Origin of the sequence: Enterobacter sp. Bisph1 (genome assembly GCF_000814905.1) — a bacterium.
Taxonomy (GTDB): domain Bacteria; phylum Pseudomonadota; class Gammaproteobacteria; order Enterobacterales; family Enterobacteriaceae; genus Kosakonia.
This window is the reverse complement of sequence record NZ_JXAG01000022.1, coordinates 54598-69813: the sequence shown is the minus strand read 5'-3', so window position 1 is coordinate 69813 and position 15216 is coordinate 54598. Positions and strand designations below refer to the sequence as shown.

At 53.6% G+C, this 15216-nt stretch carries 14 protein-coding genes; 12 read left to right on the top strand and 2 right to left on the bottom strand.

What is annotated here, in order from left to right; genetic code table 11:
• Nucleotides 1-10 precede the first annotated feature (10 nt).
• Together ppx and rhlB are read right to left on the bottom strand one after the other, a co-directional pair.
• On the bottom strand, nucleotides 11-1495 hold the full coding sequence (gene ppx, locus RW65_RS02495) for an exopolyphosphatase (protein WP_039055074.1): 1485 nt from the start codon (nucleotides 1493-1495) through the stop codon (nucleotides 11-13).
• Between the two features lie 6 nt (nucleotides 1496-1501).
• Nucleotides 1502-2770 carry an ATP-dependent RNA helicase RhlB gene (gene rhlB, locus RW65_RS02490; protein ID WP_039055073.1) on the bottom strand — a complete coding sequence of 423 codons (1269 nt, stop codon included), beginning with the start codon at nucleotides 2768-2770 and terminating at the stop codon, nucleotides 1502-1504.
• 144 nt (nucleotides 2771-2914) lie between these two features.
• Between rhlB and trxA the strand changes: the two genes are divergently transcribed.
• From trxA to wzyE, 12 genes are all read left to right on the top strand, one after another.
• Nucleotides 2915-3244, top strand: coding sequence for a thioredoxin TrxA (gene trxA, locus RW65_RS02485; RefSeq protein ID WP_017459713.1), 330 nt, complete (start codon nucleotides 2915-2917; stop codon nucleotides 3242-3244).
• 171 nt (nucleotides 3245-3415) lie between these two features.
• Nucleotides 3416-3499, top strand: coding sequence for a rho operon leader peptide (locus RW65_RS22530; protein WP_231564350.1), 84 nt, complete (start codon nucleotides 3416-3418; stop codon nucleotides 3497-3499).
• Nucleotides 3500-3586: 87 nt separating this feature from the next.
• Complete coding sequence (rho, locus tag RW65_RS02480) at nucleotides 3587-4846, top strand: transcription termination factor Rho (protein ID WP_004386383.1); 1260 nt, start codon at nucleotides 3587-3589, stop codon at nucleotides 4844-4846.
• Nucleotides 4847-5089: 243 nt separating this feature from the next.
• Nucleotides 5090-6193 (top strand): UDP-N-acetylglucosamine--undecaprenyl-phosphate N-acetylglucosaminephosphotransferase, encoded by a 1104-nt coding sequence (gene wecA / locus RW65_RS02475; protein ID WP_039055072.1) that lies wholly within the window; start codon nucleotides 5090-5092, stop codon nucleotides 6191-6193.
• A gap of 13 nt (nucleotides 6194-6206) precedes the next feature.
• Nucleotides 6207-7253 carry an ECA polysaccharide chain length modulation protein gene (wzzE, locus tag RW65_RS02470; RefSeq protein WP_039055071.1) on the top strand — a complete coding sequence of 349 codons (1047 nt, stop codon included), beginning with the start codon at nucleotides 6207-6209 and terminating at the stop codon, nucleotides 7251-7253.
• 55 nt (nucleotides 7254-7308) lie between these two features.
• Nucleotides 7309-8439 carry a non-hydrolyzing UDP-N-acetylglucosamine 2-epimerase gene (gene wecB / locus RW65_RS02465; RefSeq protein WP_039055070.1) on the top strand — a complete coding sequence of 377 codons (1131 nt, stop codon included), beginning with the start codon at nucleotides 7309-7311 and terminating at the stop codon, nucleotides 8437-8439.
• Nucleotides 8436-9698, top strand: a complete 1263-nt coding sequence (gene wecC, locus RW65_RS02460) for a UDP-N-acetyl-D-mannosamine dehydrogenase (protein ID WP_039055069.1) — start codon at nucleotides 8436-8438, stop codon at nucleotides 9696-9698. Before wecB ends, wecC begins: the two co-directional genes overlap by 4 nt.
• A gap of 23 nt (nucleotides 9699-9721) precedes the next feature.
• Nucleotides 9722-10399, top strand: coding sequence for a dTDP-4-amino-4,6-dideoxy-D-galactose acyltransferase (rffC, locus tag RW65_RS02455; RefSeq protein WP_039055068.1), 678 nt, complete (start codon nucleotides 9722-9724; stop codon nucleotides 10397-10399).
• 4 nt (nucleotides 10400-10403) lie between these two features.
• Nucleotides 10404-11534, top strand: a complete 1131-nt coding sequence (gene rffA / locus RW65_RS02450) for a dTDP-4-amino-4,6-dideoxygalactose transaminase (protein ID WP_039055067.1) — start codon at nucleotides 10404-10406, stop codon at nucleotides 11532-11534.
• Between the two features lies 1 nt (nucleotide 11535).
• Nucleotides 11536-12786, top strand: coding sequence for a lipid III flippase WzxE (wzxE, locus tag RW65_RS02445; RefSeq protein WP_039055066.1), 1251 nt, complete (start codon nucleotides 11536-11538; stop codon nucleotides 12784-12786).
• Entirely contained in the window at nucleotides 12783-13862 is a 1080-nt protein-coding gene (locus tag RW65_RS02440; protein ID WP_039055065.1) for a TDP-N-acetylfucosamine:lipid II N-acetylfucosaminyltransferase, read from the top strand. The genes wzxE and RW65_RS02440 overlap by 4 nt, the downstream gene beginning before the upstream one ends.
• Complete coding sequence (wzyE, locus tag RW65_RS02435; protein WP_039055064.1) at nucleotides 13859-15211, top strand: ECA oligosaccharide polymerase; 1353 nt, start codon at nucleotides 13859-13861, stop codon at nucleotides 15209-15211. The genes RW65_RS02440 and wzyE overlap by 4 nt, the downstream gene beginning before the upstream one ends.
• Nucleotides 15212-15216 lie beyond the last annotated feature (5 nt).

Here is a 15216-nt window from a genome sequence, read left to right as displayed (position 1 = left end):
ATCGACAGAATCACCGGATTTCCAGTGACCAGTGCACGTAACTTTGCCACTGGCTTTCCTGTTCAATCAGCTCGGCACCCAGCGGGTGGTTTGCCAGCCAACCCTGCGGCAGGGTCAGCACCAGTTTCTCTCCCTGCGCGGCGATGGCAATGTCCGGCAATAAGTCGTCGCGACGACGGCTGGCGAAAAGGATCGCCAGACGAAGCAGACGGCAAAGATGCTCTGCTACGCGCGGTGGCACCGCGTTTTGCTGATGCAGCGATGACAAATCAACGGCATTGGTTTGGTTAAGCAGCAGGGTCGCCAGCAGTTTCTTTTGCGCAGGCGTAAAGCCAGGCAAGTCGAGATTTCGCACTAGCCAGGCCGCGTGTAACGGCGCCTGTTTAAATTCAATACTCAGGCCAATTTCATGCAATTCGCAGGCAACTTGCAGAATATCGCGGCTATATGCTTCTAAGTTCCATTCATTTGCCACGCCCTGCTCGAACCGTCCCGCGAGGGTGGAAACCCGTCGGGACTGGTCGGTATCGATCATAAAACGGCGCTGAATATTGCGCAGCGTACGGCGACGAATATCTTCATCGACCGCCAGATGTAACATACCGTAGACGAGGCCTTCGCGCAGCGCGCCGCCCGCCAGCGTCATACTTTCGATATGCAATTCGGTGAAGATAGCGATAAGGATCGCCAGACCGCTGGGGAATACCAGCGCGCGCTCCAGCGTCAGGCCTTCAATTTCCAGCTCTTCAAGCCGCCCGCACTGAATAGCGCGCTGCTTAAGCTGCTGCAGTTTCGGCAGCGTGATGCGCTCATCCATGCCCTGCGCCATCATGATCTCTTGCAGCGCCTGCACCGTACCCGATGCGCCGACGCAGACCTTCCAGCCATGACGGCGTAGCTCATTGGCGACCGGGCGCAACACCTCGCTCGCGGCCTGTTCGGCTGCGGCAAAGTTTTCCTGCGCGAGATTACGATCGGTAAAAAAACGCTCAAGCCAGGTGACACAGCCCATCGACAGGCTGAAAAGAGAAGTTGTTTGCGCGCCGGTACCGGTAACCAGCTCGGTGCTGGCGCCGCCGATATCAACTACCAAACGCTGATCCGCACCGCCAGTAGTATGCGCAACGCCCTGATAAATCAGACGCGCCTCTTCTTCACCGCTAATAACTTGTACTGGACAACCGAGGATTTCCTGCGCCTGGTCGAGAAACTCCCGCGCGTTGACCGCCAGGCGCAGCGTGGCCGTTGCTACCACCCGGATTTGCTCTTGCGGGATATCCTGTAAACGTTCGGAAAACAGGCGCAGGCACTGCCAGCCGCGCTCCATCGCTTCTTGTGAGAGGCGATTGTCTGCGCTTAATCCGGCCGCCAGGCGAACCTTACGTTTGATACGCGAAAGCGTCTGAATACTTCCCGCCACCTCGCGCACAACCAGCATATGAAAACTGTTAGATCCAAGATCAATTGCGGCATAGAGCGAGGCGGAACCGAGCATATTTTTTTAACCTGAACGACGACGATTACGTGGCGCGCTACTGTTGCGGCGCGGACCGTTGCCAGAGCGTGCACGCGTCAAACGTTTTGGCGGCGGCAGTTCGCTGAGCAGGGCATCCGGATCGTATTTGCTTACCGGAATAGAGTGACCAATATAAGTCTCGATTGCCGGCAGATTCAGCGCGTACTCTTCACAGGCGAGGCTGATCGAATGACCGCTGGCACCTGCGCGTCCGGTACGACCGATACGGTGAACGTAATCTTCACAATCGTCGGGCAGATCGTAGTTAAAGACGTGCGTTACCGCCGGAATATGCAAACCGCGCGCGGCAACGTCCGTAGCAACCAGAATATCCAGATCGCCACGGGTAAATTCATCAAGAATGCGCAGGCGTTTTTTCTGTGCCACATCGCCGGTCAACAGACCAACGCGGTGGCCATCGGCGGCCAGGCTGCCCCAAATATCTTCACAACGATGTTTGGTGTTAGCGAAGATAATGGCGCGATCCGGCCACTCTTCTTCAATAAGCGTTTGCAGCAGGCGCATTTTCTCGTCGTTGGACGGGTAGAAAAGCTCTTCTTTAATGCGGTGGCCCGTTTTCTGTTCCGGTTCCACTTCCACGTATTCTGCGTTGTTCATCTGCTCGAACGCCAGTTCACGTACGCGGTAGGAGAGCGTGGCGGAGAAGAGCATATTCAGGCGTGACGTCACGGGCGGCATACGGCGGAACAGCCAGCGGATGTCTTTGATAAAGCCCAAATCGTACATACGATCGGCTTCGTCGAGCACCACGACCTGGATCGCGCCCAGGTTAATATGGTTTTGTTTTGCGTAATCGATGAGTCGCCCGGTGGTGCCGATTAAAATATCGACGCCGCTTTCGAGCACTTTAAGCTGTTTGTCGTAACCGTCGCCACCGTAAGCCAGACCCAATTTCAGGCCGGTCGAGTGGGCGAGCGGTTCCGCATCGGCATGAATCTGCACAGCAAGTTCACGGGTCGGCGCCATAATAATAGCGCGCGGCTGGTTCACTTTACGGTCATCAATTGCCGGGTGAGAGAGAAGATAATGGAACGTTGACGTTAAAAACGCCATCGTTTTGCCGGTACCGGTTTGCGCCTGACCTGCAACATCCCGGCCCGCCAGCGTCAGCGGAAGAGCCAGAGCCTGAATAGGCGTGCAATTATGAAAGCCTTTATATTCAAGGGCTTCTATCACTTTTGGGTGCAGGGCGAAGTCGGAAAACTTCTGTTCTGTTAAATGTGTTTTGCTCATAGTGTGGTAGAATATCAGCTTACTATTGCTTTACGAAAGCGTATCCGGTGAAATAAAGTCAACCTTTCGTTGGTTATTGTGGCATCAACACGTTGCTGTTTTATGCTACACCAACATGCCAGGCTTATTCCTGTGGAGTTATATATGAGCGATAAAATTATTCACCTGACTGACGATAGTTTTGACACGGATGTACTCAAAGCGGACGGGCTTGTGCTCGTAGATTTCTGGGCAGAGTGGTGTGGACCGTGCAAAATGATCGCCCCGATTCTGGATGAAGTCGCTGATGAGTATGAAGGCAAGCTGACTATTGCGAAACTGAACATCGACCAGAATCCGGGCACCGCGCCGAAATACGGCATCCGCGGTATCCCAACGCTGCTGCTGTTTAAAAACGGCGAAGTGGCAGCAACCAAAGTCGGCGCTTTGTCCAAAGGCCAACTGAAAGAGTTCCTGGACGCCAACCTGGCATAATCTTAGGATCCGCCGGCGCGCCAGCTCTCTTATTTTTTGGGATCGCTGGACGCCCGGCTTTAGCCGTGCTAATTTAGTTTTGACTTCGTTTTGAACATACCTTAGTTGTTTGAACCTTGCATTACCCCGATACTTCCCGTTGAGCAACACCGCCGCGAGAGAAGTTGACAGATTCCGGGCTTATCACTTATTCCGTCTCATCGTTTCAGTTCTGCGTACTCTCCTGTGACCAGGCACCGATCAGACATGAGTTGATGGCCGTTAACAGGCATGGATGACCCTGCCATACCATTCACAACATTAAGTTCGAGATTTACCCCGAGTTTAAGAACCCACACCATTATGAATCTTACCGAATTAAAGAATACGCCGGTTTCTGAGCTGATCACTCTCGGCGAAAATATGGGGCTGGAAAACCTGGCCCGTATGCGCAAACAGGACATCATATTCGCCATCCTGAAGCAGCACGCGAAGAGTGGCGAAGATATCTTTGGCGATGGCGTGCTGGAGATTCTGCAGGATGGATTTGGTTTCCTCCGCTCTGCAGACAGCTCCTACCTCGCCGGCCCTGACGACATCTACGTATCCCCCAGCCAAATCCGCCGCTTCAACCTCCGTACCGGTGACACCATTTCAGGTAAGATTCGCCCGCCTAAAGAAGGTGAACGTTACTTTGCACTGCTGAAAGTTAACGAGGTGAACTTCGATAAACCGGAAAATGCGCGCAATAAGATTCTGTTTGAAAACTTAACGCCGCTGCATGCGAATTCTCGTTTGCGTATGGAACGTGGTAACGGCTCGACGGAAGACTTAACCGCACGCGTACTGGATCTGGCTTCGCCGATCGGTCGTGGCCAGCGTGGTCTGATTGTCGCACCGCCGAAAGCCGGTAAAACCATGCTGCTGCAGAACATCGCGCAGAGCATTGCCTACAACCACCCTGACTGTGTGTTGATGGTGCTGCTGATTGACGAGCGTCCGGAAGAAGTAACCGAGATGCAACGTCTGGTGAAAGGTGAAGTCGTTGCTTCTACCTTTGACGAACCGGCTTCCCGCCACGTGCAGGTTGCGGAAATGGTGATCGAGAAGGCCAAGCGCCTGGTCGAACACAAGAAAGACGTTATCATTCTGCTGGACTCCATCACTCGCCTGGCGCGCGCGTACAACACCGTTGTTCCTGCTTCCGGTAAAGTATTGACCGGTGGTGTGGATGCCAACGCCCTGCATCGTCCGAAACGTTTCTTCGGCGCCGCGCGTAACGTGGAAGAGGGCGGAAGCCTGACCATTATCGCGACCGCGCTAATTGATACCGGTTCGAAAATGGATGAAGTGATTTACGAAGAGTTTAAAGGCACCGGTAACATGGAGCTGCATCTCTCCCGTAAAATTGCAGAGAAGCGCGTCTTCCCGGCGATTGATTACAACCGTTCCGGTACACGTAAAGAAGAGCTGCTCACTACTCAGGAAGAGCTGCAGAAGATGTGGATCCTGCGCAAAATCATTCACCCGATGGGTGAGATTGACGCGATGGAGTTCCTTATCAACAAGCTGGCAATGACTAAGACCAATGATGAATTCTTCGACATGATGAAGCGCTCTTAAAAGAAATAAACTCTGGAAACGCCACGTTTTTACGTGGCGTTTTTTATTTGTGAGCTATACGCTATATGCACCGGGACAGGCTCTGTCCAATAAAGGCCGCTCAAGAGTGATAGATAAATCTGTAAATACCCCGTTTGGTTAAAAAACAAACAATTAAGCATGTAAATGGCCTGCTTTCTTCTTTTATGGAGGAAGGCAACGTCGTTATACTGCCAGGATTAACATTCGCTGAGAGCATGCATTGTGAATTTACTCACTGCGTTTACTGAATTATTCAGTATTTTCTTGTTCACAACCGTCTTTCTATTTTGTGCCCGAAAAGTAGCCAGACACGTTGGATTAGTGGACAAACCCAACTACCGTAAAAGGCATCAGGGATTGATCCCTCTTGTTGGGGGAATTTCAGTATACGCTGGGGTCTGCTTCACATTCGGCGTCACAGATTATTACATTCCCCATGCAAGCCTTTATCTCTGCTGCGCTGGCGTGCTGGTTTTCATCGGTGCGCTGGACGATCGTTTTGATATTAGTGTAAAAATCCGTGCCGCTGTACAGGCTTCCATTGCCGTAGTGATGATGGTCTTTGGCAAATTATACTTGGGCAGCCTGGGTTATATTTTTGGTTCATGGGAAATGGTACTGGGGCCTTTTGGCTACTTGCTTACCCTGTTCGCCGTATGGGCAGCAATCAACGCGTTTAATATGGTTGATGGTATCGATGGCCTTCTTGGCGGGCTTTCCTGCGTCTCGTTTGCTGCGATTGGCGTAATTTTATTGCTTGATGGTCAGTACAGCCTTGCAATGTGGTGTTTTGCCATGATTGTAGCTATTTTGCCTTATATCTTACTGAATCTGGGTGCCCTGGGTCGCCGTTACAAAGTCTTTATGGGCGATGCGGGTAGTACGCTCATTGGCTTTACGGTTATCTGGATTTTACTGGAAACAACCCAGGGTCCTGTTCATCCGGTGAGTCCGGTTACTGCGTTATGGGTTATAGCCATTCCTTTGATGGATATGGTGGCAATAATGTTTCGACGCCTGCGTAAAGGAATGAGTCCTTTTTCACCGGATCGTCAGCATATTCACCATCTGATTATGCGAGCGGGATTCACTTCGCGTCAGGCCTTTGTGCTGATCACGCTTGCGGCTTCACTTTTAGCAAGTATTGGCGTTGTGACAGAGTATCTGCACTTTATTCCTGAATGGGTGATGCTGGCATTGTTTTTGCTATGCTTCATTTTATATGGCTACTGCATAAAGCGTGCATGGAAAGTGGCGCGTTTTATCAAGCGAGTTAAACGCAGAATGCGCCGTAACAGCGCATCTAAATCAACACTAACCAAGTAAATCTGGGAAAGCGATGATTCAACCAGTGTCGGGAACACCTTCAGCAGGTACGGAAAATGATCTGGATATCCGGGGCTTGTTTCGTACTTTGTGGGCAGGAAAAATATGGATTGCGGGCGTCGCACTACTGTTTGCGTTGCTGGCATTACTCTGGACCTTCTTTGCGACTCAGGAGTGGAGTGCCACGGCTGTTACCGACCGCCCCACGGTCAATATGTTGGGTGGTTTTTACTCCCAGCAGCAGTTTCTGCGTAACCTGGACAGTAAAGCGAACCAGGTTCCCACCGATCAGGTATCGGTAATGGATGAGTCGTATAAAGAGTTTATTATGCAGCTCGCCTCATGGGATACGCGCCGCGATTTTTGGTTACAGACGGATTATTACAAACAGCGTTTGGTCGGCAATAGCAAAGCCGATGCGGCGATGCTGGATGACCTGATCAATAACATTCAGTACACGCCCGGTGATGTGGTGCGCAATCTTAATGACAACGTTAAGTTGATTGCTGAAACCGCACCCGATGCGAACAATTTGCTGCGTCAATATGTCGCTTTCGCCAGCCAGCGTGCCGCCAGCCACCTCAATGATGAACTAAAAGGTGCCTGGGCCGCGCGTACCATTCAGATGAAAGCGCAGGTTAAGCGCCAGGAAGAAGTGGCAAAGGCCATTTTCAACCGTCGTTTGCATAGCGTAGAGCAAGCGCTTAAGGTGGCCGAGCAACACAATATTTCTCGCAATGAGACCGAAGTCCCGCCGGATGAATTACCTGACTCTGAACTGTTTATGTTAGGCCGCCCATTACTGCAAGCCCGGCTGGAAAACCTGCAGGCGGTAGGGCCACAGTTCGATCTGGACTATGATCAAAATCGGGCAATGCTAAATACGCTGAATGTTGGCCCAACGTTAGATCCACGTTTTCAGACATATCGTTATTTGCGTACGCCAGAGGAACCGGTAAAACGCGACAGCCCGCGTCGTGCTTTCCTGATGATCATGTGGGGAATTGTTGGTGCGTTAATCGGCTCCGGGATTGCATTAACACGCCGCCGTTCGAATTAAACGCCGTCTGAGATGGAGGCCGGGTGCCTTCATCCTCTAATCGAAGAGAATCGTTGTGAAAGTACTTACCGTATTTGGCACGCGACCAGAAGCCATCAAAATGGCTCCGCTGGTACATGCGCTGGCAAAGGATCCAGACTTTGAAGCAAGAGTTTGCGTCACTGCGCAGCATCGGGAGATGCTTGACCAGGTGTTAAACCTCTTCTCTATCGTCCCGGATTATGATCTCAATATTATGCGGCCGGGACAGGGGCTAACGGAGATAACCTGCGGTATTCTCGCCGGGCTAAAACCGATCCTCGAAACCTTCCGCCCCGACGTTGTGCTGGTGCATGGCGATACAACTACCACTATTGCGGCGAGCCTGGCTGCCTTTTACCAGCGCATTCCGGTCGGGCATGTAGAAGCGGGTCTGCGTACCGGCGATCTCTCCTCTCCGTGGCCTGAAGAGGCAAACCGCACATTGACCGGGCATCTGGCGATGTATCACTTTGCGCCGACGGAAAACTCCCGCCTCAATTTATGCCGTGAGAATGTGTCCGATAATCGTATTTTTGTCACCGGCAACACGGTGATTGATGCGCTTTTCTGGGTGCGCGACAGTATTATGAGTACCCCTTCGCGCTACGAAGAACTCGCCGCCCATTATCCTTTCCTCGACAGGGATAAAAAACTTATCCTCGTCACCGGACATCGACGCGAGAGCTTTGGCCGTGGTTTTGAAGAGATTTGCCATGCGCTGGTGGATATCGCCGCGCAAAACGACGATGTGCAAATTGTCTATCCTGTGCATCTCAATCCCAATGTCAGTGAGCCTGTTAACCGCATTCTTGGCCATGTTGAAAACATTACCCTGATCGAACCGCAAGATTATCTGCCGTTTTTGTGGCTGATGGATCACGCCTGGCTGATCCTCACTGATTCAGGCGGTATTCAGGAAGAAGCGCCTTCCCTCGGCAAGCCGGTGCTGGTGATGCGCGATACCACCGAACGACCGGAGGCTTTAGAGGCGGGTACGGTAAAACTGGTCGGTACGGATCGTCAGCGCATCGTAGAGGAAGTTTCACTTTTGCTGCGTGATAACGATGCCTGGCAGGCGATGAGCCACGCACACAATCCCTACGGTGACGGGCTGGCCTGTGGTCGCATTTTGCATGCACTTAAAAATAATCGGGTAACACTATGAGTTTTGAAACCATTTCCGTTATTGGACTGGGCTATATCGGCCTGCCTACCGCAGCGGCATTTGCCTCAAGGCAGAAGCAGGTCGTGGGCGTCGATATTAATGCCCACGCGGTTGAAACCATTAACCGTGGCGAAATCCATATTGTCGAACCAGAACTGGATAAGGTCGTTAAAGCCGCCGTGGGCGGCGGTTTTCTGCGGGCCAGCACAATCCCTGTCACCGCTGACGCCTACCTGATCGCCGTACCGACACCGTTTAAAGGCGAGCATGAACCGGATATGGCGTATGTAGAAGCCGCGGCGAAATCCATTGCGCCTGTACTACAGAAAGGTGCGCTGGTTATCCTTGAATCAACCTCGCCGGTCGGCGCGACGGAACAGATGGCGCAGTGGCTTGCCGAGGCGCGCCCGGATCTCTCTTTCCCGCAGCAGGCGGGAGAAGAGGCTGATATTAATATTGCCTATTGCCCTGAACGCGTGCTGCCTGGCCAGGTGATGGTTGAACTGATTAAAAATGACCGCGTAATTGGCGGGATGACGGCCGTTTGTTCGGCGCGCGCCAGCGAACTGTACAAAATTTTCCTCGAAGGCGAATGTGTGGTGACCAACTCCCGCACCGCTGAAATGTGCAAATTAACTGAAAATAGCTTTCGCGATGTCAATATTGCCTTTGCCAACGAACTCTCGCTGATTTGCGCCGATCAAGGGATTAACGTCTGGGAGTTGATTCGTTTGGCGAACCGCCATCCGCGCGTCAATATTCTGCAGCCGGGGCCGGGCGTCGGCGGGCACTGCATTGCTGTCGATCCGTGGTTTATTGTGGCGCAAAACCCGCAGCAGTCGCGGCTTATCCGCACCGCCCGTGAAGTGAACGATTTTAAACCTCACTGGGTGCTGAATCAGGTGAAAGCGACCGTCGCCGATTGCCTGGCAGCCAACGGCAAGCGCGCCAGCGAGATTAAAATCGCCTGCTTCGGGGTGGCGTTTAAGCCCAATATTGACGATCTGCGTGAAAGCCCGGCGATGGAAATTGCGCTGGATATTGCCCAGTGGCACAGCGGCGAAACGCTGGTGGTGGAACCCAATATTCATCAGCTTCCGGCAAAATTCACCGGGCACGGTACGTTAGTCAATACCGCAGATGCGCTGGCGCAGGCCGATGTGCTGGTGATGCTGGTCGATCATAACGAGTTTAAAGCCGTAGACGGCACCACTATTGCCCAGCGCTTCGTGGTGGATACCAAAGGCGTCTGGCGCTAACCGGCGTGTGCAAAGGAAATCATATGGCTGTTCACGGCACGGTAGAAGAACTGGCATGGGAGAGCGACTTTTTCGCTCTGCGTAGCGCGATTATCCGCCTGCAACCGTCTGCACCCGCGCTGACTGGCGCGGATTTTGCTCAATGGGATCATGTGCAGGTCAAACTGCCGGCGTCACAGCCCGACACGTTGGATGCATTGCAGCAGCTTGGTTTCCAACTGGTTGAAGGGGAAATTGACCTCTCTCTATCTGTAGAAGAAGACGGCATCGATCCGGCGGCGGATATCGCCACCGTTGAGGATATTCCCGTGTTACGCCAGATGTCCGCCGCGACGTTTATCCAGAGCCGGTTCCGCACCCCCTGGTATGCAGCAGAAGACAGCGGGCGCTTTTATGCGCAATGGATTGAAAACGCGGTGAAAGGTGTTTTTGACCATCAATGTCTGGTTTTTCGTGGCGCGCAGGCGGGCATTACGGGTTTTGTTTCCCTGCGCCAGCTCAACGAGCAGGAAGCCCGCATTGGCCTGCTGGCCGGGCGCGGCATGGGTGAAAAATTAATGCAGGCGGCGTGCCACTGGGCGCGTCAGCGGCAATTAAAACTTGTGCGCGTAGCGACTCAGCTTGGGAATACTGCCGCACTTAAACGTTATATTCAGAGCGGTGCGAATGTTGAAAGCACCGCCTTATGGCTATACAGGTGACTCTATGATCCCCTTCAACGCACCTCCGGTGGTGGGAACGGAACTCGACTACATGCAGTCGGCGATGGGCAGCGGTAAGTTATGCGGCGATGGCGGCTTTACCCGCCGCTGCCAGCAGTGGATGGAGCAGCGTTTTCACAGCGTGAAAGTGCTGCTGACGCCTTCCTGCACCGCGTCGCTGGAGATGGCCGCGCTGCTGCTGGATATCCAGCCCGGTGATGAAGTGATTATGCCGAGCTACACCTTCGTGTCGACCGCCAACGCCTTTGTGCTGCGCGGCGCGAAAATCGTCTTTGTCGATATCCGCCCGGATACCATGAACATTGATGAAACGCGGATTGAAGCGGCCATTACTGAAAACACCCGCGCCATTGTGCCGGTGCATTACGCCGGCGTCGCCTGCGAAATGGACACCATTATGGCGATTGCCAAACGGCATAACCTGTTTGTGGTGGAAGATGCCGCCCAGGGCGTGATGTCCACTTACAAAGGGCGCGCGCTGGGGACCATCGGCCATATTGGCTGCTTCAGTTTCCACGAGACCAAAAACTATACCGCCGGCGGTGAAGGCGGCGCGACGCTGATTAACGATCGCGCGCTGATGGAGCGGGCCGAGATCATTCGTGAAAAAGGCACCAACCGCAGCCAGTTCTTCCGTGGTCAGGTAGATAAATACACCTGGCGCGATATTGGCTCCAGCTATCTGATGGCGGATCTGCAGGCGGCCTATCTGTGGGCGCAGCTGGAAGCGGCGGATCGCATCAACCAGCAACGTCTGGCGCTATGGCAAACCTATTACGACGCTTTAACGCCGCTGGCGCGCGCTGGCCGCATTGAACTGCCATCGATTCCGGAAGCGTGCGGACACAATGCGCATATGTTTTACATCAAGCTGCGCGATGAAGCGGATCGTAGCGCGCTAATCGCCTTCCTGAAGGAAGCGGAAATCCTGGCGGTGTTTCACTATATTCCGCTGCATGCTTCACCGGCCGGTGAAAAATTTGGCGAATTCCATGGCGAAGATCTTCATACCACAAAAGAAAGTGAGCGTTTGCTTCGCCTGCCGCTGTTCTTTAACCTGGCACCCGTTAATCAGCGTACGGTTATCAGTACGCTGCTGAGTTACTTCAACTAACATGTCGCTGGCAAAAGCATCGACATGGACGGCTGCCAGCACCCTCGTCAAGATAGGCGCGGGCCTGCTGGTGGTAAAGCTGCTGGCGGTGGCGTTTGGACCGTCGGGCGTGGGGCAGGCGGGCAACTTCCGCCAGCTTATCACCGTGCTGGGCGTGCTGGCGGGGGCCGGGATTTTCAACGGCGTAACGAAATATGTCGCGCAGTATCATGACGATCCGGCGCGTTTGCGGGTAGCGGTAGGGACTTCATCGGCGATGGTGCTGGGGTTTTCCACCCTGCTGGCGCTGATTTTCCTGCTGGCGGCAGCGCCCATCAGCCAGGGGCTATTTGGTCATACCCATTATCAGGGACTGGTGCGCCTGGTGGCGTTGGTACAGATGGGTATTGCCTGGGCTAACCTGCTACTGGCGGTGATGAAAGGCTTTCGCGATGCAGCAGGTAATGCGCTGTCATTGATTATCGGCAGCATTATTGGCGTGCTGGCGTGGGTTCTCTGTTTCAAGCTGGGCGGCTATCAGGGCGCGCTGTTGGGAATGGCGCTGGTGCCTGCGCTGGTGGTAATTCCGGCCATGGCGATGCTGATACGTCGCGGCACCGTTCCGCTGACCTACTTTGCGCCGCGCTGGGATAACGGTCTGGCCGGGCAGCTAAGCAAGTTTACCTTGATGGCGTTGATCACCTCGGTGACCATGCCTCTGGCCTACGTGATGATGCGAAACCAGCTGGCGTCGCACTATAGTTGGGATGATGTTGGGATCTGGCAGGGCGTAAGCAGTATTTCCGATGCCTATTTACAATTTATCACCGCCTCGTTTAGCGTTTATCTGTTACCCACATTATCCAGACTGACGACAAAGGCGGAGATCGCCCGCGAAATCAGCAAATCGCTGCGTTTTGTCTTACCGGCGGTGGCGGCGGTGAGCCTTTGCGTCTGGCTGTTGCGTGATGTGGCGATTTGGCTGTTGTTTTCCGATAAATTTACCGCCATGCGCGATCTCTTCGCCTGGCAGTTGGTCGGCGACGTGTTGAAAGTGGGCGCTTACGTATTTGGTTACCTGGTTATCTCCAAAGCATCGTTGCGCTTTTATATTCTGGCGGAAGTGAGCCAGTTTACGCTGCTGACGCTGTTTTCGCACCTGCTGATCCCGGCCCATGGCGCGGCCGGGGCGGCCCAGGCCTATATGGCTACCTACATTATTTATTTCGCCCTCTGTTGTGGCGTTTTTTTGATTTGGCGTAAGAAGGCATGACTGCACTGATTCACGTATTGGGATCGGATATCCCACACCATAACCAGACTGTGCTGCGGTTTTTTAACCAACACCTTGCGGCGGCGGGCGAGTTTGCCCGTGAGTTTATGCTTGTTGGCCGCGACGAAGAGCAAAGCGCAGCCTGGCCGGCGTTAACGCTGCACTTTTATGCAGACAAAAAAGCGTTGGCGAAAGCGGTGATGGAACGAGCGAAAGCCGATCGCCAGCAACGCTTCTTCTTTCACGGACAGTTCAACTTTGGCTTATGGCTGGCGTTACTGCGCGGCGCTATCAAGCGCGAGCAGTTCTACTGGCACGCCTGGGGAGCAGATCTGTATGAAACCTCGCGTAGCCTCAAATTTCGCCTCTTTTACCCGCTGCGTCGTTTAGCACAGCGCCGCGTGGGCTGCATCTTTGCTACCCGTGGCGATCTGGCCTGGTTTGGCCAGCGTCACCCTGATGTGCGTGGTGAACTGCTCTATTTTCCCACGCGTATGGATCCGGCCCTGAACACCATGGCGCACGATCTGCAGCGGGATGGCAAACTGACTATTCTGGTCGGTAATTCCGGCGACCCAAGCAATGAGCATATCAGCGCATTGCAGGCGATCCACCGCCAGTTTGGCGACACGGTAAATATTATTGTGCCAATGGGCTACCCGGCAAATAACGAAAGCTATATTGAGGCGGTACGCCGCGCCGGGCTGGCGCTGTTCAGCGCAGAAAACCTGCGTATTCTGCATGAGAAAATGGAGTTTGATGCCTATCTGACGCTGCTCGGGCAGTGCGATGTGGGCTATTTTATTTTTGCCCGCCAGCAGGGAATCGGCACCCTGTGCCTGCTGATTCAGGCCGGGGTTCCCTGCGTGCTTAACCGCAAGAATCCCTTCTGGCGCGATATGGTGGCGGAAGATATTCCGGTGCTGTTTACCAGCGATACCCTAAACGAAGCGGTGATCCGTGAAGCCAGGCGGCAACTGGTGGCGGTAGATAAAAATGCCATTACCTTTTTTAGCCCCAACTACATTGCGCTGTGGCATAAAACGTTGCGTATGGCTGCGGGGATCGTCGGATGAGCCCACTAGAATTTTGCGGACTGTTTATTCTCTGGCTACTGGCTACTCTGTTTATCGGTACGCTGAGCTGGTTCGAATTCCGCCGCGTCCGTTTTAATTTTAACGTCTTCTTTTCGCTGCTATTTCTGCTGACTTTTTTCTTCGGCTTTCCGCTGACCTGCGTGCTGGTGTTTCGCTTTAACGTGGCCGTCGCGCCGCCGGGGATAATGATGCAGTCGCTGCTGGCGGCGGCCTGTTTTTATGGCGTTTACTACGTGACGTACAAAACGCGGTTGCGGGCGAAAGCCGAACACGCATCGCGGCGTCCGCTGTTCACTATCAACCGGGTGGAAGCACATTTGACGTGGGTAATGCTGATGGTCATCGCACTGGTGAGCGTCGGCATCTTCTTTATGCACAACGGCTTTTTGCTGTTTCGCCTGCACTCCTATAGCCAGATTTTCTCCAGCGAAGTCTCTGGCGTCGCGTTAAAGCGTTTCTTCTATTTCTTTATCCCGGCGATGCTGGTGATTTACTTCCTGCGCCAGAGCGCGCAGGCGTGGCTGTTCTTCCTGGTAAGCACCGTAGCGTTTGGTCTGCTGACCTATATGATTGTCGGCGGTACGCGCGCCAATATCATCATCGCTTTCGCTATTTTCCTGTTTATTGGCATTATCCGCGGCTGGATCTCCCTCTGGATGCTGGTTGCCGCAGGCGTGCTGGGGATTGTCGGTATGTTCTGGCTGGCGTTAAAACGCTATGGCCTGGATGTCAGCGGTGACGAAGCCTTTTACACCTTTTTGTACCTGACGCGCGACACCTTCTCGCCGTGGGAAAACCTGTCGTTGCTGCTGCAAAACTACGACAAAATTGATTTTCAAGGGCTGGCACCGATTGCGCGCGACTTCTACGTGTTTATTCCCTCCTGGCTCTGGCCTTCCCGGCCCGGTATCGTGCTCAATACGGCGAACTACTTCACCTGGGAAGTGCTGAACAATCACTCAGGGCTGGCAATTTCGCCGACGCTAATAGGCTCGTTGGTGGTAATGGGCGGGGCGGGGTTTATTCTGCCTGGCGCGGTAGTGGTGGGGCTTATTATTAAATGGTTCGACTGGCTATACACTTTAGGGAAGCGGGAAACCAACCGTTATAAAGCGGCCATTCTGTATAGCTTCTGCTTCGGCGCGATTTTCAACATGATTGTACTGGCGCGTGAAGGGCTGGATGCGTTTGCCTCCCGTGTGGTGTTCTTTATCGCCATTTTCGGTCTCTGCTTGTTAGTGGCGAAGCTGCTGTACTGGCTATTTGACAGTGCCGGGCTTATTCATAATCGCGACACCCGCGCGGTGAAACCCCTCTCCCCGCTGTGAAAAGG